Source organism: Burkholderia alba, from assembly GCF_034721475.1.
GTDB lineage: Bacteria > Pseudomonadota > Gammaproteobacteria > Burkholderiales > Burkholderiaceae > Burkholderia > Burkholderia alba.
Genome location: NZ_JAWJWL010000008.1, coordinates 181,241 through 198,456 on the forward strand (window position 1 = coordinate 181,241; position 17,216 = coordinate 198,456).

The following is a 17,216-nucleotide window of genomic DNA, read 5'->3' on the forward strand; positions in this document are numbered from 1 at the left end:
GCCCTTTCGCTCCTCCGGCGCCTGCCGCCGGCCAGCCAACCCGAATCGACGTCTTCCTGCATGGCCGTTTTTACCGCGGTTTCCGACTCCGATCTCGCGCACTGGATGCGCCATTACGATCTCGGCGAGGTGGTCGCGTTTCGCGGCATCCCGTCCGGCATCGAGAACAGCAATTTCTTCCTGACGACGACGCGCGGCGAGTACGTCCTCACGATCTTCGAAAATCTGACGGCCGCCCAGTTGCCGTTCTACATCGACCTGATGAGCCACCTCGCCGAGCACGGCGTGCCGGTGCCCGACCCGGTTCCGCGCGACGACGGCGCACTGTTCGGCATCCTGCACGGCAAGCCGGCCGCGATCGTCACGAAGCTCGACGGCTCGGCCGAACTGGCGCCGCGCGTCGAGCACTGCATCGAGGTCGGGCAGATGCTCGCCCGCATGCACCTGGCGGGGCGCGGCTACGCGCGCCGCCAGCCGAACCTGCGCAGCCTCGCGTGGTGGCGGACCAACGTGCCGGCCATCGCGCCGTTCGTGAGCGACGCGCAGCGCACGCTGCTCGAAGGCGAACTCGCCCACCAGGCCGCGTTCTTCGCGTCGGCCGACTATGCGGCGCTACCGGAAGGCCCGTGTCACTGCGATCTGTTCCGCGACAACGTACTGTTCGCGCACGCGCAGCCGAATACCGGCCACACCGTACGGCTCGGCGGCTTCTTCGATTTCTACTTCGCCGGCTGCGACAAGTGGCTGTTCGACGTTGCGGTGACGGTCAACGACTGGTGCGTCGACCTCGCCACCGGCGCGCTCGACACGGCCCGCGCCGACGCGCTGCTGCGCGCCTATCAGACGGTCCGGCCCTTCACCCCGGAGGAGCACCGGCACTGGAGCGACATGCTGCGCGCCGGCGCCTACCGCTTCTGGGTGTCGCGCCTGTATGATTTTTACCTGCCCCGCGCGGCGGAAATGCTGAAACCGCACGACCCGGGCCATTTCGAGCGCATCCTGCGCGAGCGTATCGCTCACGTGAGCGCGCTCCCTGACACACATACCCCATGCAACTGATCGAAGTCCCCGCCAAGACCGGCTACGTCTGGTTCCGCCAGGGCATCTGGCTGTTCCGGCGCAACCCGCTCGCGTTCATCACGCTGTTCTTCACCTACCTGCTCGCGATGATGCTGGTGTCGCTCGTGCCCGTGATCGGCGCGGCGCTGCCGCTGCTGTTCATCCCCGGCATCGCGGTAGGTTTCATGGCCGCATGCCGCGACACGATCGCCGGCAAGCCGGTGATGCCGACGATCCTGCTCGACGGCTTCCGCTCGTACGGCCCCGTCGTCACGCAGCGCCTGTTCGCGCTGGGCGGCCTGTACATCGTGTCGATGGCGATCGTGTTCGCCGCATCGGCGCTCGGCGACGGCGGCACGCTGCTGAAGGTGATGTTCGGCCTCGGCGGCGCGAATCCGGACCCGGAAACGCTCGCGACGCCGGGCATGCTGGTGGCGCTCGCCGTCGCCGGAACGCTGTACCTGCCGGTCGCGATGATGTTCTGGTTCGCGCCGGTGCTGACCGCATGGCACGACATTCCGCCCGTCAAGGCGCTGTTCTTCAGCGTGGTGAGCTGCTGGCGCAACCGCGGCGCGTTCACGCTGTACGGGCTGCTATGGTTCGCGATCGCGCTCGGCGTCTCGTTCGGCCTCGCCGCGCTGATGCAGGCGCTCGGCGCCGGCGCCTACGCGCTGACCGTCATGATGCCCGCGACGATCATCATCACCTCGATGCTCTACTGCTCGTTCTACGCGACCTATCGCGGCTGTTTCGGCATTCAGGAACCCGGCGCGCCGTCGCTGCCCGCTTCCAGCTAACCCTCACGGCGCGCGGTCCCGCGCGCCCGGCCGGTCAGCCGCCGCGTGGCGCGTCGGCCGGCCGTGTCCGGCCGATTCCCCCCTCCACCCCTCGCCATTCCAGTCGTTTAAGCGCAAAATCATTTGCGTACTAATCTTTTGCGCCATCTCATGCCACCCGCCATCATGGACGATCTGCCCCCTCTTCCGTTCACGCTCGACGAGCAGCTTTGCTTCGCGCTCTACTCGACGTCGCTCGCGATGACGAAGGCGTACAAACCGTTGCTCGACAAGCTCGCGCTGACCTACCCTCAATACTTGGCGATGCTGGTGCTGTGGGAAACCGACGACATGGCCGTCAAGGACATCGCCGCACGGCTCAATCTGGATCCGGCCACGGTCACGCCGCTGCTGAAGCGGCTCGAGGCGCTCGGTTACCTCGAGCGGGTGCGCAGCACGATCGACGAGCGGGTGGTCCACGCGCGGCTGACGCCCGAGGGCGCCGAACTGCGGCAGAAGGCCCGCTCGGTGCCCGCCGATCTGTTCTGCGCGATGCAGCAGACCCCCGATTTCCTGATGCGTCTGCGCACGGATCTCACGCGTCTGCGGCAAGCCCTGACGGACTCCGGGCAAACCTGAGACAAGCCGATGCCATCCGTTTCCGATGCGACGTCGAAATTTAATTTGCACACTAATGATTAGTGAGATATATTTATTCCCGTGGCCGACGCCCTCCCTTGCCGCCGAGCCGCCTTCACCGACCTTTCCAGACAGGAGTCTCACCATGAACATCCTCTACAAGACGAGCGCGACCAGCACCGGCGGCCGCGACGGCCGGGCAGTTTCCGCGGACAACAAGCTGGACGTGAAGCTCGCCGCGCCGCGCGAACTGGGCGGCACGGGCGCGGAAGGCACGAATCCGGAGCAACTCTTTGCCGCCGGCTATTCCGCGTGCTTCCTGAGCGCCATGAAGTTTGTCGCCGGCCAGAGCAAGCAGGCGCTGCCCGCCGATACGACGGTGACGGCCGAAGTCGGCCTCGGCCCGAACGATGCAGGCGGGTTCGCCCTGGACATCGAATTGCGAGTGGCACTGCCGGGGCTCGACGCGACCGCCGCGAAAGCACTCGTCGACAAGGCGCATCACGTCTGCCCGTACTCGAACGCGACCCGCAACAACGTTGCCGTGCGTCTCGTGATCGCCTGACGGCCGCCGGCCTCGGCGCCGCCGCACATGCAAAAAGGGCCAGCCGGCTTGCAAGCCGGCTGGCCCTTTCAAACTTTATGCGTATAAATTATTAAACGCTTAACGCGCGACCATCCACGACGGCTGGTTCAACGCGGATTCCCGGTCGATCTTGCGCATGCGGAATTCGAGGTCATACAGATCGGTCGCGTCGGCGAGGTACGCGTCGGTACGCTCTTTCGCGATCTGCTCGGACGATTTCGTCAGGAACAGGAACAGGCGGCTCAGCAGGTACATGATCGATCTCTCCAATCAAGGGTTTTTGCTTAGGTATTTACCCGCATTATAGGGAAAACCCTGAACTCTTGCCAGCGCATTTTGAGCCGCCGTCGCTACGACGCGACAACATCGCGCGCCTGCAGCGCGAAAAACGACCACACCAGCTCGCTGGCATCCGGCCCGACGGCCGCGTGAAACGGCACGGTGTCGTCGCCGCCGGCCCACGCGTGCGCGAGTCCCTTGACGACGCACAACCGCACCACGGACCGGCGGTCTTTCCGGTAGTCGAACGCATCCATTCCGTCGTCGCGGGTCTCGATGCGCTCCGCGCCCCGCAGCGCACCGCGCGCATCGGCCATCCCGTTCAAGCGCAGGAACTCGATCGCGAGCTGCTCGGCATTCTTCGGCGCGACGACGCGATCGTCGTCGCCGTGCACGATCAGCGCGGGCATGCCGGGATAGGCGCCCGGTTCGATCAGCGCATCGACGGTCGCGGCCGGATTCTGGTGCAACCCGCGCCGCATCACGTCCATCGCCGCGATGCCCGACTGCGCTTCGCCGAACGCCGGCCCGGAATGCAGCGCAACGGCCGCGAACCGGTGCGGATGGTAGAGCGCCAGCAGCGCAGCCAGCCCCGCGCCGGCCGACATGCCCGCGACATACACCCGCGACGCGTCGAACCCGTGTTCGTCGACCAGCGCGTCGACCAGATCGGCGACGGCCTGCGCCTCGCCGCGTCCACCGCGCTCGCTGTCGTCATACCAGTGCCAGCAACGATGCGGGTGCGCGCGCGGGTCCTGCTCCGGATACAGCACGGCAAAACCGTGCCGATCGGCGAGGAGGTTCATTCGCGTGCCCTGCGCGAACTGGTCGATATCCTGTTTGCATCCGTGCAGCATCACGACGAGCGGCAGCGCATCCGCGGCGAAGCCCGGCGGCACGTACAGGCCGTACGACAGATGCTGGACGAAGCGCCCGAGCACGGGCGGCAACGGATGATCGGCCCGTACCCAGTCGCCGCCCGCCCAGGCGGCGGCGCGCGGCCGCACCCGCGACTCGCGCGGCGCGGCGCCCGGCGCATCGGACACGGCAGCGGACGACACGCCGGCAGCCCGCACGGGCTGAGACTGAGGCGGCATGTGAAGCATGCGTTTCATACCGCCCAGCCAGAGTTTCGTCAGACTTTTGGTCATCGGTCGAGGCTCGCAGTGAGAAAGGAAAAGGGCCGGATCGGCAAGTCGGCGGCCCGGTTTGTGCAATGCACAATAACACCCTTTCCGGAAATTTTCTCGCCCCGCCGAAGTTCTTCTGACGAACACCCGGGATCGGAATCCTGGCCGCCTGTATACTGGAAGCTCGCCGCTTGTATTCGTTGTAGTCGCTATTTCCGGCTCGCGCGTTAAGCAAGTACCCCGCCTTTTCCTGCCCGCTGCTCTCGATGTACGACCTGCCGCCTCATCTGTGGATCTCGATCACCGCGCTCGGCGGTGCCGGCCTCACGCTGCCGCTCGCCGTCACGATCGCCGTGTGGCTCGCGCTCGGCTATTCGGTGCGCCGCGCCGCCGCATGGCTGGTGGTGCTCGGCGTCGCGATCGGCGTCGTCGCGCTCACCAAGATCGCTTTCCTCGGCTGGGGAATCGGTGTGCGCGCGTGGGATTTCACCGGGTTCAGCGGCCACGCGATGCTGTCCACATCGGTTTATCCGGTTGCGCTATTCCTGGTGCTGGCACGGGCGAACACGCCGGTGCGCGTGCTCGGCGTCGTGCTCGGCCTGGCGGCGGGCGTCGCGGTCGGCCTGTCGCGCGTCGTGCTCGACGCCCACTCGCCGTCGGAGGCGATCACGGGCTGCATCATCGGCGCGCTTGCCGCGCTGAGCTTCATCGCCGGCTCGTGGCGGGCGCAGCCGCATCGCTGGTCGATGCCGGCCGTCGCGGCAAGCCTCGTGCTCGTCACGATCGCGCTGCACGGCATCACCGTCCCGTCGCACCGCTGGGTCACCCAGGTCGCACTGCAGCTGTCCGGCCATGAACGCCCGTATGTCCGCGCCCGGTGGAAAGCCAATCCGAACTACCGGCCCGCATCGCGGCCCACCTCGCAGCAAACCCTCGAAATCCCCGTCGTCCGGCCCGCCTGATCCGCCACGGCCCCGCCGGGCCGTCATGCGCGCCTCGGGATAACCGGTATGTCGAGCGTTATCACCCTCCCTATATTACGATTACGGTTTTCCTCCATTCGACCACTACCGCCATGTCCGCTGCTGCCCGCTCCGCCCGTCGCCTGTTCCTCCGCACGCTGTCGCTCTCCGCACTGGCCGTCGGCCTCGCCGCCCGACCGGCCTGGGCCGCCGAAGAACTGGTCGTCTCCGCGGCGGCCAGCCTGACCAATGCGTTCAAGGCGGTCGGCGACGCGTACGAGAAACAGCATCCGGACACCAAGGTGCTGTTCAACTTCGGCGCGTCCGACGTGCTGATGCAGCAGATCGCGAAGGGCGCGCCCGCCGACGTGTTTGCGTCCGCCGACCAGAAGGCGATGGATCGCGCGGTCGGCGAGAACGTGATCGCCACCGGTTCGCGCCGTGATTTCGCCGCGAATTCGCTGGTGCTGATCGTGCCCGCCGACAGCCGCGCCGGTTTCGGCTCGCTGCGCGACCTGACGGCCGCGAGCGTGAAGCGCGTCGCCTACGGCGATCCGGCGTCCGTGCCGGTCGGCCGCTATACGGAAGGCGCGCTGAAGGCCGCCGGCGTGTGGAACGACATCAGCGCGAAGGGCGTGCTGGCCGCGAACGTGCGCCAGAGCCTCGATTACGTGGCGCGCGGCGAAGTCGACGCGGGCTTCGTGTTCGGCACCGACGCGGCGATCATGCCGGAGCGCGTGAAGGTCGCGCTGACGGTGCCGACGCAAACGCCGATCACCTACCCGATCGCGATCGTGAAGGACAGCCGCCACGCCGCCGAAGCGAAGAATTTCGTCGACTTCGTACTGTCGCCGGCCGGTCAGACCGTGCTCGCGAAGTACGGCTTCAAGCCGGCCGGCTCCGCCAACTAGGCATCTCGACATGCATGACGCGTGGATCCCCCTGCTGCTGTCGCTGAAGGTCGCCGGCTGGGCGACGGCGCTCGACATCGTGCTCGGCGTCGCCGCCGGCTATGCGCTGGCGCGCTGGCGCTCCGGCGCGCGCGACATCGTCGATTCGCTGCTCACCCTGCCGCTCGTGCTGCCGCCGACCGTGCTCGGCTACTACCTGCTCGTGCTGCTCGGCCGGCGCGGCGTGTTCGGCGCGTGGCTCGACAAGCTCGGCATCCAGCTCGTCTTCACGTGGCAGGGCGCGGTGATCGCGTCGATGGTGGTCGCCTTCCCGCTGATCCTCAAATCGGCGCGCGCCGCGTTCGAAGCGGTCGATCCGCAGCTCGAACGCGCGGCGCGCACGCTCGGCGTCAGCGAAGCCGGCATCTTCTTTCGCGTCACCCTGCCGCTCGCCGCGCGCGGCATCCTCGCGGGCGCGCTGCTCGCGTTCGCGCGCGCGCTCGGCGAATTCGGCGCGACGCTGATGATCGCGGGCAACCTGCCCGGCCGCACGCAGACGCTGTCGGTCGCGGTCTACGCGGCCGTGCAGGCGGGCGACGACAGCACCGCGAATTTCCTCGTGCTCGTCACGTCGGTGACCTGCGTGCTGATCCTGCTGATCGCGGGCCGGCTCGTGCCGCAGCGCCAGTTGCTCGGAGCGCGCTGAAATGAGTCTCGTCGTCGAGATCAGCAAGACCTATGCGACACCGGAGCGCCACTTCGAGCTCGACGTCGCGTTCTCGGCGGCCGCGCAGCGGGTCGTGCTGTTCGGGCCGTCGGGTGCGGGCAAGAGCCTCACGCTGCAGGCCATCGCCGGCCTGCTCACGCCGGATCGCGGCACGATCTCGCTGGACGGCGAGCCGCTGTTCGATTCGGCGCGCCGCATCGACATCCCGACGCAAGCGCGCCGCGTTGCGTATCTGTTCCAGGATTACGCGCTGTTCCCGCACCTGAACGTGCGGCAGAACCTCGCCTTCGGCCTGAAGCGCGGCTGGCGCAACCCGCGCGCGAAGGAACTGCCGCCCGATGCCGAATACTGGCTGCGCGCCTTCGAACTCGACGCGCTCGCCGGCCATTTTCCGGTGCAGCTGTCGGGCGGGCAGAAGCAACGCGTCGCGCTCGCCCGCGCGCTGATCGCGCAACCGCGCATCCTGCTGCTCGACGAACCGTTTTCCGCCCTCGATGTCGCGATGCGCCGGCGCATGCGGCATGAACTCACCGAGCTGCAGGCGCGGCTCGACATCCCGATGGTGCTGATCACGCACGATCCCGACGACGTCGCGGCATTCGGCGACCAGGTCGTGCAGCTTCACGAGGGCCACGTGCTGCCGGACGCCCCGCTCGCCGAGTGGGCGACGAGCCTGCGCTGACGCGCCGCGGCGCCGTCCTCCCCGCGGCGCCGTTCGCTTGGCGACAAAAAACCGGCGCGAGGCCGGCTTTTCATGTGCCGCGACATCGACGGCCGCGAAGCGCCGCGCACCGCTTCCGGCGGGACTTCGACTTCAGCCGTTCACGGCCAGGATCACGCTCGACGCCTTGAACGCGGCCAGCGCCTTCGCGCCTTTCGCGAGTGCCAGCGTATCGACGCTTTCATTCGTCACGATCGCCGCCAGCGTCACACCGCCGTCGAGCGCGAGCAGCACCTCGCTGTTGACCGCGCCGCGCTTCACGTCCTCCACCACGCCGCGCAACTGGTTGCGCGTCGACAGCTTGAGCGGCGCGCCGTCGTCCTCGGTGGCGAGGATCACCCACGAGGCCTTCACGAGCGCGCAGGCGTCCGCGCCGACCGCCAGCGCCAGTGCTTCCGTGCTCTCGTGGGTCAGCACGGCGACGATCGTCTGGCCGCCCGGCAGCGCCAGCGATACCTCGTCGTTCACCGCGCCATGCTTGATCGAAGCAACCTTGCCGAACAGCTGGTTGCGTGCGCTTGTCTTCATGCCGATTCTCCCGATGAGTTCCCAGTTGATTGCGAAGCCTTCCACCGCCGCGCTCGCGGCGTCGATGAACCGGCGATGCTCGCGCTCGATCGCGCGAAACGCCGCGATCAGTGCCGTCGCGCGCGGCGTGAGCGCGGTGCCGCCGCCGCCCTTGCCTCCCGTCGAGCGCAGCACGAGCGGCTCGCCGGCCAGATTGTTCATGGTGTCGAGCGCTTCCCATGCGCCCTTGTAGCTGATGCCGACCGCCTTCGCCGCGCGCGTGATCGAGCCGGTCTCGCCGATGGCGGCCAGCAGCGCGATGCGCGCCGCGCCCCCGAGTGTGTGCGCGCCGGCGTGCAGCCATAGCTCGCCGCGCAGCGCGAGCGGCACGGCGGGTTCGTTGTCTTGCGGCGTAGCGGAAGGATCGGCGTTCATCGATGCGGATGGGCGGTGAGGGAGGCCATTATAGTCACGCCGTTCGCCCGCCGATCTTCGGCGGATGCAAGCCGCGCAACAGGTTCTCCGCCTCCCGCGCGGCATAGTGCTGCGCGGCCGCGCCGTAGCCGCGCGCGAAACCTTGCTGATAAGACGGCGCGGCCAGCCGCTCGAGACAGTGCAGCGCGACGGCCGCGTCGTTCGCCTCGCCGAGCACGCTCTGCACGCGCGCAAGCAGCTTGGTCGTCTCGCCGCGCGTGCGGCGAGACGCCAGCGATGCGAAGAACTCCAGCGCGTAGCGCAGACGCTTCGCATCGATGCGCACCTGATGGCGGGCGGCCGCATCGAGCGTGGTGAGCTTCGGCGATCCGTACAGATGGCCGAACAGCCGGCTGACGCGCTTCGCCGCGTGACGCTTGAGCGACGGCAGCTTGCCCGCCGAGGCGGCGTCGGCCGCCTCCGGCAGCGCGAGCGTACTGAGCCATTCGAGCCACGACAGCACAAGCCGCGCGTAGCGCGCCGACGCGAGCGCCTGCTGCAGCTCCGCGCGGGCCGCCACGCCCTGCGCGCGCGCGGCCGCCTGCGTCTCGATCCATGCGACGGCGGCCGCGGCATCGCCGTCCGCCGCCGCCAGATCCGGCAGCGTCGCCGTCACGCACACATCCCAGTCGCGCACGTCGCCCAGCAAGCCGCCGAGCCAGCCGAGATCGGCGGCGAACGCGCCCTTCCAGGCCGTGTCCGCGTAATGCGGAAACAGCCGCATCAGCGTGCGCAGACGGCGCAGCGCCACCCGCATCTGATGGACGTATTCGGGCTCGTCGGTATCGCGCACGCCCGCATGGTTCGCGAACCATTGCGCGGTCACGCTGGCGCCGAGCGCGAACAGCGCGGCGCGCTGCGTGCGCAGCCCGGACAGCTCGACGGACTTCGCCTTCGCGGGCGCGGCCGGCGTCTCCGGCGCCGCGCCGATGCACACGCGATCGAGCGTGCCGACCGGCAGCAGAAACGCAGGCCATGCGCCGCTCAGTTCGCGGGCCGCGTGGAACAACGCCCGCAAGGCTGCGGCGCGCCCGGCCGGCTCGCCGCTGTCCGCGACGGCGACGCGCAGTTCGCAAAAGCGCCGCGGCCCCCCGGCGCTCGGCTGGGTGATGTCGTCCAGCGTCAGGTCGACCGCCACGCCGTCGGCATCCAGCCAGCGGCCGCGGCGGCGATCGCTGACCAGACTCGCCGCCGCCTCGGGGCCGTCGCCGTTGCCGTCGCCGGACGCCCGGGCTCCTTCGGCGAACGCTGCCTGCGGGACGCCGGCAGGCGCCGGCGCGATGCGCAGATCGGCGGCATGCTCGTCAAAGCACTCGCGGATCGCGACGCCCGGCGCGAATTCCCGGGTACGCGCCGCGAACACGCGCCGCCCCTTGTCGGCGACTTCGATCCAGGTCCACCATCGCCCCTCCCCGGCCGGCTCGGCCTCGATCACCCGGCACGGCACGATCGCGACGGACTCGTGGCCGCGCCGCATCTTCACCTGCGGGCAGATGCGCCACGCCCGGACCAGTTCCGCGCCGAAGTCGCGCGCAGCGCGGGGCGGCTTGCGCGAGCGCGCATCGACCGCGGCTTGCCAGCCTTGCAACGGGAAACCCAGCACGATTTCCAGAACACGCGACATGAATACTCCGGCATGGACCGGGCCGCCCGCCACGCCCCCGCGCTCGTCGGCGATCCGATCCATTCCATAGTACACGGCCGCTTTTGGCGCGGACAGCGGCCCGGCGCCGCTCACCGCGCCAGGTCAAGGCGCGTACTGCGCGATGCCGTTGCCGAAGGACCAGTTCTCCTTGCGGACCTCGACGAGATTGATGAACACGTCCTCGCGGCGCACGCCGGGCGCCTCCGCCAGCGCATCGACGATGTGCCGGTACAGCGCCCGCTTCTGCTCGGGCCCGCGCGAATCGGTGACCGCGATCTGGATCATCACCATATCGTCGCTGCGGTCGATGCCGAGGTAATGGCGGTCATAGATGAAGTTATCGTCGCGATGCTCGGTGACGATCATGAAAACGTCGTCGTCCGGCACGTTGAACTCGCTTGTCAGCGCGCGATGGACGCCTTCGGACAGCGCGCGGCGGTAGGCGGCCGGCTTGCCTTCGCGTAATGCGATACGGGTGAACGGCATGACATTTCTCCTGGGTTGACGGAACGTGATGTCAGCTTAGGATCCACCATCTATAATGAACAGATATATCTGAATATTTCATCTATTTTCAATCGAAATGAAACCACTCGATCTCGATGCGGTTCGCGCGTTCGTGCTGGTCGCCGATCTGGCGAGTTTCACGCGCGCCGCCGACGCGCTCGGCACCTCGCAATCGGCCGTCAGCCTGAAGCTGAAGCGGCTCGAAGCGCACCTCGGCAAGCCGCTGCTCGAGCGCACCCCCCGCCTCGTCAAGCTGGCCGCCGAGGGCGAAACCTTCCTGCCCGCCGCCCGCGCGCTGCTGGACGCGCACGAGCATGCGCTCGGCACGCTGTCGGCCGGGCCGCGCCGGCTCGTGCTCGGCGTCAGCGAACATGTCGCGGTGCCGGATCTGCCCGCCGTGCTCACCGGCCTGCACCGGCACGATCCGGGGCTTGTGCTGGAAATGCATCTCGGCTCGTCGGTGCCCCTGCTCGCGCAGTACGACGAGCGGCGGCTCGATGCCGCCATCGTGCGCCACGAGCCGACCGAAGACCTGCCGCGCGACGACGGCGCGCTGCTGTTCCGCGAGCCGATCGCGTGGCTCGCGGCGCCGGACTGGGCGCCGCGCGCGGGCGAGCCGCTGCCGCTCGCCGTGCTGGCCGGGCCGTGCGGCGTCCGCACGGCGGCGCTGCGCGCGCTGGAGCGAGCGGGCCTGCCGTGGCGCGAGCGCTTCACGGGCGGCGGCGTCGCGGCCGTCGCCGCGGCCGCCGCGGCGGGTCTGGCCGTCTGTCCGCTGGCGCGTCGCGTCGCCCCCCGCACACTGGTCGATGTCGGCGCGCGCTTCGGGTTGCCGGCGCTGCCGGAATCGCACGTCGTGCTGTACTCGCGCGTGCGCGACCCCCGCTCGGCGGACGCGCTGCGCCGCTTCGCCGACAGCCTCGCCGTGTCGGCGTAGACTGTCGGGTTCCGCCCTCTCTTTCAACCGCCTTTCGCGCCGCAACGCCGTATGAATCACGACGCCCGCAAACACCTCCGCGCCAATCTGCTGATGCTCGCCGCCGCCGCCATCTGGGGCTCGGCCTTCGTCGCGCAGCGGCTCAGTCTCGACGTCATCGGGCCGTTCCTGTTCACCGGGCTGCGTTTTCTGCTGGGCGCGGCCGTGCTGGCGCCGCTGCTGTGCGTGAAGGCGTCGGCGCGCGCGCAGTTCGCGGCGATCGCGCGCGACCGCACGCTGCTGCTGCCGGGGCTCGCGCTCGGCGGCCTGCTGGCCGGGTCGATCTCGCTGCAGCAGATCGGCCTGCAATACACCAAGATCGCGAATGCCGGCTTCATCAGCTCGCTGTACGTCGTGATCGTGCCGCTGCTCGGCATCCTGCTGCGCCACCGCACCGGCTTCGGTACCTGGCTGGGTGCGCTGCTCGCCGGCATCGGCCTGTATTTCCTCAGCGTCGACGAGCATTTCTCGATGCTCTACGGCGACTGGTTCCAGCTCGCGGGCGCCGTCATCATCGCCGTGCACGTCATGGCGGTCGGCCATCTCGCGCGCCGTCACGATCCGCTCGTGCTGGCGTTCATGCAGTTCGTCGTGTGCGGCGCGCTGTGTCTCGCATTCGGCCTTGCGCTCGAGCCGTTCAGCACCGCGACGCTCGTGCGCGCGCTGCCGACGCTGCTTTACGGCGGCCTGCTGTCGGTCGGCGTCGGCTATACGCTGCAGGTGGTCGCGCAGCGCGACGCCGCACCCGCGCATGCCGCCGTGATCTTCAGCATGGAAGGCGTGTTCGCCGCGATCGCCGGCTGGGCGGCGCTCGGCGAAACGCTGTCGCTGCGCGCGCTGCTCGGCTGCGGGCTGATGCTCGTCGGCCTGCTCGTCTGCCAGTTGCTGCCCAACAAGGCGCGGGCACCCGGACAGGATCCGCAACCCGCCTGATCCCTGCCTCCGAATCCACGGTCCGCGCCGAACGACGAGCGCGACCGGCCGGTATCCGATCTCTATAATGGCGACTCGCTCAACGCCTCCGACCTCGTCCCGAGAATCGCCGTGACCTCGTTCCCCGCCGATCCGGCCGCCGCGCTGCTGCGCGAGCGCGCCGCGCACTTCGCCGCCGAAGCGGCGCTGTTCATGCGCGACCAGGTGCTGTCCACCGCGTCTCACGATCTGCGCGGACCGCTCAACGCGATGCACAGTTGGGCCTTCGTGCTCGAACGCCAGCTCGCCCATGCCGACGCCGGCCTGCAGCGCGCGCTCGCCGGCATTCGCACCGGCATCGAACAGCAGACGCGGCTAGTCGAGGCGGTCGTCGATGCCCCGCGCGCCGCCACCCGCGCGCTCGCGCTGCACCCCACCGACGTCTCGCCCGCCGAGGTCGCCGCGCACGGCGCCGCGCTCGCCCGCGCGGCGCTCGCCGACGCGCGCGGCGTGCGGATCGCGGTCACCGTGGGCGACGGCGCCGGCAATGCGATCGCGGCCGACGGCGCGCGGCTCGCACAAGCGATCTTCACGATGCTGGTGTTCGCGGTCGAAGCCGGCGCGCCGCAGTGCGCGGTCACGCTCGCCTGCGCCAACGAAGGCGACGCCGTGCGTTTCGACGCGACGTTCCCCGCGCGGCCCGCCGCGCTGACCGATCCGACCCTGCCGCACGTATTCGAGCCCTTCGCACGCCAAGAGGCGCAGCGCGAGCGCGACGGCAAGCACTGTGCCTGGGTGCTGGCGCTATGCCAGCGGGTCGCGCAGGCGCATGGCGGCGCGTTCGCCCAGGGCCCGCTCGCCGACGGCGCCCCCGCCACGCTCTCGCTGACGGTGCCGCGCGTGACCGCCCGGTAAAGCGCGCCGGATTCGGCGCCGAACGCTCGCGAAATTATTACGCCTGCCTTTCAAGCCCTATACTGACGGTTCCTTCACTTCCGGAGTTTTTTCTTGATACAGATCTTCGCGCTCATCGGCGCGTTGTTCCTGGTGGCCTTGAACGGCTTTTTCGTCGCGGCCGAGTTCGGCCTGGTCAAATTGCGCGCCACGCGCGTCAAAACACTCGCCCGCCAGCACGGGTTGCGCGGCCGCATCCTGCGTGTCGTGCATGCGCGGCTCGACGCCTACCTTTCCGCCTGTCAGCTCGGTATCACGCTCGCATCGCTCGGCCTCGGCTGGGTCGGCGAACCGGCGTTCTCGCAACTGCTGACCCCGCTGCTGTCCGCGATCGGGGTCGAATCGGAACGGCTGGTTCATCTGATCTCGCTGGTGTTCGCGTTCTCGGTGATTTCGTTCCTGCACATCGTCGTCGGCGAACTCGCGCCGAAGTCGATGGCGATCCGCGAAGCCGAGAAGGTCGGCCTGTGGGTGGCGCTGCCGCTGTATGCGTTCTATTGGGCGATGTACCCGGCCATCTGGGTGCTCAACGCCAGCGCGAACGCGATCCTGAAGTTCGTGGGGCTGTCCGCCGACCACGGCGGCGACGCGCACTACTCGACCGATGAACTGAAGCTGATCCTGCGCAGCCGCCGCAATGCGGCCGGCATGTCGAAGACCGCGAAAGCCGCGTACAGCACCGACGAGTGGAACACGCTCGCGCATTCGCTCGACTTCTCGTCGATGACCGTGTCGGATCTGATGCGCCCGGCGCACGAGATGGTCGGCCTGCGCCGCGACGTGCCGCTGCAGGAGAACATGCAGGTGGTCGCGCGGCATCGCTTCAGCCGCTATCCGCTGTACGACGACGCATCGCGCGAACAGGTGAGCGGGCTGATCCACCTGAAGGACCTGCTGCTCGCACGCCACGCCGGCTCCGCGCTCGACGATCTGTCCGACTACGTGCGTCCGGTGCAGTACGTCCGGCCCGACACGCCCGCGCTCGACCTGTTCCGGCGCTTCCGCAAGGGCGCGCCGCACTTCGCGCTGGTCGGCAACAAGAACGAGAAGCCGATCGGCTTCCTGACGCTCGACAACCTGCTCGGCGCGCTGGTCGGCCAGATCCACGACGAATTCAGGCAGGGCGACGCCGACTGGAGCCGCCTCGACGACGGCACGCTGATGGGCAAGGGCAGCCTGCCCGTCGTGTCGCTCGAGCAGGCGCTCGGGATCGACATCGACGAAGGCCGCGCGGAGTCGGTCGGCGGCTTGGTGATCCAGGCGCTGAGCGATCTGCCGAGCGAAGGCCAGCGCGTCGCGTTCGATCGATTCGACGTGGTGGTCAAGAAGATGAACGGGCCGCGCATCGTGCTGGTGCGCGTGTACCCGAAGGCGGCGAAGGAAGCGGACGAGTAAGCCAGCGCGCCGACCGCCGCATCGACGGCGCGCGACCCCTCGGGGCCGCGCGCCGTTTTTTCATGCGCCGGACAGCAGATCGCGCCGGATCCAGTCGAGCACCGACGCGCGCTTCGGCTGCCAGCCGAGCAGACGCTTCGCACGCTCGCCGCGCACGCGGCTGTTCGAACCGAGGCCGTAGTTCGCCATCTCGTAGCCCCATTCCGCCTCGGCGTCGCGCAGCGGCCAGTCCTGCGGCGCACCGAGCCCCATCACGTCGGCGATCGCCGCCGTCATGTCGCGGTACGCGGCTTCGCCGTTCTCGACAAAATAGAAGACCCCGGCGGGCGTACCGGTCAGCGCCAGGCGATACAGGTCGACGACATCGTCGATATGCACGTTGGACCAGATGTTGAGACCGCGTCCGACGTGACGCACGATGCCGCGCTTCCGCGCCTGGCGCACCAGCCTCGGCAATTGCACGCTCTCGCGCGGCAGGCCTCGGCCGTGTCCGTAGATCAGCGTATTGCAGAGCACCGCGGAGCGTATGCCGTCGGCGGCCGCCGAGAGCACGAGCTGGTCGATCGCGACGCGCGCGGCCTTGTCTTCGGTCGGAACGGGAAGCGCATCCTCCCGGTAGACCTGATCGCTGCCTTCGCCGCCCGACGCGTCGCCGACGATGCTCGATCCGCTGGTATGCAGCAGCGCCTTGCCGGCGCCGCGCAACGCGTCGATCAGCGCCTCGACGGCGCCGCGATGATCGCTGCTTGCCGCGTTGATCACGGCGTCCGCCGCACTCGCCTGAGCGATCAGCAGCGCGCGCTCGTCCAGCGTGCCGGTCACGGGCTCGATGCCGATGCGGCGCAGCGCATCCGCCTGCGCCCCGTCGCGCACCAGCCCGGTCACCTGATGGCCGTCCGCCGCGAGTCCCGCCGCGATCGAGCCGCCGATGAATCCGCCCGCGCCTGTCACGAAAATCTTCATGTCGCACGCCTTGTGTCGGTCCTGATTGGAAGGCGCCAGTGTGTGTGCAACCGCGTCGCGGAAAAAGCCGCCCGGGGTCAAGTCATTCTTGATTTAAAGTCAAGAATGAAGCATTGGATATCGCTGTATCGAAGGGTATTGCCACCGTCGGGGGCAACGCGGTCGGCCGCATCCGGCCCTGACCGGGTGTCCCTTCGCCCTCTTCCGCCGACGCGGTGGCGTACCGCGAACGATCCGCACGCCGTCACCCTTGCAAAAGATGCGCCACCGACCGCTCACCGCCGCCGTGTACTATCGCTCAGCGAACGCGCGCGGGAATGCGCGGCCGGCTTGTCCGACACGCGCGGCACGGCAACGGCCGCATGCGCGCATCCGCCGCCGCGCGGCGAACGCCGGCTCACGCATGCCGCCCCGCACGCCCCCCCCCCCGCCCCTTATCGAACCGAATCCCGGCATGAACCACGCTTTCTCCCTGCCCGCGTACTACCTGATCACACCCGAACCGGCTTCCGGCTCGGACGCGGATCTGGCGGCCTTTCTGGCCCGGCTGTCGGCGGCGCTCGAAGCCGGCCAGTCGTTCGTGCAGCTGCGCGTGAAGACGCTCGACGCCGGCGCCTATGCCGCATTGGCGGCGGCAGCCGTCGCGCGTTGCCATGCACATTCGGCGCGCATCGTGCTGAACGGCCCGCTCGACGCGGCGCAAGCGCTGGCGTCGGGCGCGGACGGCGTGCATCTCGGCAGCGCCCGAATGCTCGCGATCGCGACCCGGCCGCTGCCGCCCGACCGCCTGCTGTCGGCCGCCTGCCACTCGGCCGACGAACTGCGGCACGCCGAGCGGATCGGCGCGAACTGCGTGACGCTGTCGCCGGTGCTGCCGACGCTCAGCCATCCCGGCGCCCCGACGCTCGGCTGGGACGCATTCGAGGCCTGCGCCGCGCAGGCGTCGATGCCGGTCTATGCGCTCGGCGGCATGACGCGCGAATCCCTGCCGGTTGCCCGGCGGCATCGCGCACACGGTATCGCGGGAATTCGCGGTTTCTGGTAGGCGGTCGATGAGGGACGTGACGCGGTCGCGGGGACTGCCGCGAATGCGATGCGTCGGCCGGCGGCAACCGCC

19 protein-coding genes are annotated in these 17,216 nt (G+C 69.1%); 13 read left to right on the forward strand and 6 right to left on the reverse strand.

What is annotated here, in order from left to right; genetic code table 11:
- Positions 1-60: 60 nt before the first annotated feature.
- From RZR99_RS11500 to RZR99_RS11515, 4 genes are all read left to right on the forward strand, one after another.
- On the forward strand, positions 61-1,059 hold the full coding sequence (locus RZR99_RS11500) for a homoserine kinase (RefSeq protein WP_323119879.1): 999 nt from the start codon (positions 61-63) through the stop codon (positions 1,057-1,059).
- On the forward strand, positions 1,050-1,856 hold the full coding sequence (locus tag RZR99_RS11505; RefSeq protein WP_323119880.1) for a BPSS1780 family membrane protein: 807 nt from the start codon (positions 1,050-1,052) through the stop codon (positions 1,854-1,856). The genes RZR99_RS11500 and RZR99_RS11505 overlap by 10 nt, the downstream gene beginning before the upstream one ends.
- 165 nt (positions 1,857-2,021) lie before the next feature.
- Complete coding sequence (locus RZR99_RS11510) at positions 2,022-2,474, forward strand: MarR family winged helix-turn-helix transcriptional regulator (protein WP_323119962.1); 453 nt, start codon at positions 2,022-2,024, stop codon at positions 2,472-2,474.
- 145 nt (positions 2,475-2,619) lie between these two features.
- Positions 2,620-3,039 carry an organic hydroperoxide resistance protein gene (locus RZR99_RS11515; protein ID WP_323119881.1) on the forward strand — a complete coding sequence of 140 codons (420 nt, stop codon included), beginning with the start codon at positions 2,620-2,622 and terminating at the stop codon, positions 3,037-3,039.
- 99 nt (positions 3,040-3,138) lie between these two features.
- Here the strand turns inward: RZR99_RS11515 and RZR99_RS11520 are convergent, their stop codons facing one another.
- Together RZR99_RS11520 and RZR99_RS11525 are read right to left on the reverse strand one after the other, a co-directional pair.
- Positions 3,139-3,315 carry a DUF3563 family protein gene (locus RZR99_RS11520; protein ID WP_323119882.1) on the reverse strand — a complete coding sequence of 59 codons (177 nt, stop codon included), beginning with the start codon at positions 3,313-3,315 and terminating at the stop codon, positions 3,139-3,141.
- 95 nt (positions 3,316-3,410) lie between these two features.
- Positions 3,411-4,490, reverse strand: a complete 1,080-nt coding sequence (locus RZR99_RS11525) for an extracellular catalytic domain type 1 short-chain-length polyhydroxyalkanoate depolymerase (protein ID WP_323119883.1) — start codon at positions 4,488-4,490, stop codon at positions 3,411-3,413.
- 245 nt (positions 4,491-4,735) lie between these two features.
- On the opposite strand from RZR99_RS11525, the gene RZR99_RS11530 reads away from it, so the two are divergent.
- The 4 genes from RZR99_RS11530 (at position 4,736) to RZR99_RS11545 (ending at position 7,730) form a co-directional block, all read left to right on the forward strand.
- Positions 4,736-5,431 carry a phosphatase PAP2 family protein gene (locus tag RZR99_RS11530; protein WP_323119884.1) on the forward strand — a complete coding sequence of 232 codons (696 nt, stop codon included), beginning with the start codon at positions 4,736-4,738 and terminating at the stop codon, positions 5,429-5,431.
- Between the two features lie 113 nt (positions 5,432-5,544).
- Complete coding sequence (gene modA / locus RZR99_RS11535) at positions 5,545-6,342, forward strand: molybdate ABC transporter substrate-binding protein (protein ID WP_323119885.1); 798 nt, start codon at positions 5,545-5,547, stop codon at positions 6,340-6,342.
- Between the two features lie 10 nt (positions 6,343-6,352).
- Positions 6,353-7,027 (forward strand): molybdate ABC transporter permease subunit, encoded by a 675-nt coding sequence (gene modB / locus RZR99_RS11540; RefSeq protein WP_323119886.1) that lies wholly within the window; start codon positions 6,353-6,355, stop codon positions 7,025-7,027.
- A 1-nt stretch (position 7,028) separates the two neighbouring features.
- Complete coding sequence (locus tag RZR99_RS11545; protein WP_323119887.1) at positions 7,029-7,730, forward strand: ATP-binding cassette domain-containing protein; 702 nt, start codon at positions 7,029-7,031, stop codon at positions 7,728-7,730.
- Positions 7,731-7,862: 132 nt separating this feature from the next.
- Here the strand turns inward: RZR99_RS11545 and RZR99_RS11550 are convergent, their stop codons facing one another.
- From RZR99_RS11550 to RZR99_RS11560, 3 genes are all read right to left on the reverse strand, one after another.
- Positions 7,863-8,711 (reverse strand): TOBE domain-containing protein, encoded by an 849-nt coding sequence (locus RZR99_RS11550; protein WP_323119888.1) that lies wholly within the window; start codon positions 8,709-8,711, stop codon positions 7,863-7,865.
- Between the two features lie 34 nt (positions 8,712-8,745).
- Positions 8,746-10,374 carry a CHAD domain-containing protein gene (locus RZR99_RS11555; RefSeq protein WP_323119889.1) on the reverse strand — a complete coding sequence of 543 codons (1,629 nt, stop codon included), beginning with the start codon at positions 10,372-10,374 and terminating at the stop codon, positions 8,746-8,748.
- A 123-nt stretch (positions 10,375-10,497) separates the two neighbouring features.
- The gene (locus RZR99_RS11560; protein WP_323119890.1) at positions 10,498-10,881 is read right to left on the reverse strand and encodes a tautomerase family protein; all 384 of its coding nucleotides are present in this window, start codon (positions 10,879-10,881) and stop codon (positions 10,498-10,500) included.
- A 97-nt stretch (positions 10,882-10,978) separates the two neighbouring features.
- Here RZR99_RS11560 and RZR99_RS11565 point away from each other — a divergent pair, with 97 nt between their 5' ends.
- From RZR99_RS11565 to RZR99_RS11580, 4 genes are all read left to right on the forward strand, one after another.
- Entirely contained in the window at positions 10,979-11,836 is an 858-nt protein-coding gene (locus tag RZR99_RS11565) for a LysR family transcriptional regulator (protein WP_323119891.1), read from the forward strand.
- 51 nt (positions 11,837-11,887) lie between these two features.
- The gene (locus tag RZR99_RS11570) at positions 11,888-12,808 is read left to right on the forward strand and encodes a DMT family transporter (protein WP_323119892.1); all 921 of its coding nucleotides are present in this window, start codon (positions 11,888-11,890) and stop codon (positions 12,806-12,808) included.
- Positions 12,809-12,919: 111 nt separating this feature from the next.
- Entirely contained in the window at positions 12,920-13,702 is a 783-nt protein-coding gene (locus tag RZR99_RS11575) for a sensor histidine kinase (protein ID WP_323119893.1), read from the forward strand.
- Positions 13,703-13,795: 93 nt separating this feature from the next.
- A complete protein-coding gene (locus RZR99_RS11580) occupies positions 13,796-15,136 on the forward strand; it encodes a hemolysin family protein (RefSeq protein ID WP_323119894.1) in 1,341 nt (446 codons plus the stop codon).
- 60 nt (positions 15,137-15,196) lie between these two features.
- On the opposite strand, the gene RZR99_RS11585 is transcribed toward RZR99_RS11580, so the two are convergent.
- Positions 15,197-16,099, reverse strand: coding sequence for an NAD-dependent epimerase/dehydratase family protein (locus RZR99_RS11585; protein WP_323119895.1), 903 nt, complete (start codon positions 16,097-16,099; stop codon positions 15,197-15,199).
- Between the two features lie 454 nt (positions 16,100-16,553).
- Here RZR99_RS11585 and RZR99_RS11590 point away from each other — a divergent pair, with 454 nt between their 5' ends.
- Positions 16,554-17,144, forward strand: coding sequence for a thiamine phosphate synthase (locus RZR99_RS11590; protein WP_323119896.1), 591 nt, complete (start codon positions 16,554-16,556; stop codon positions 17,142-17,144).
- Positions 17,145-17,216 lie beyond the last annotated feature (72 nt).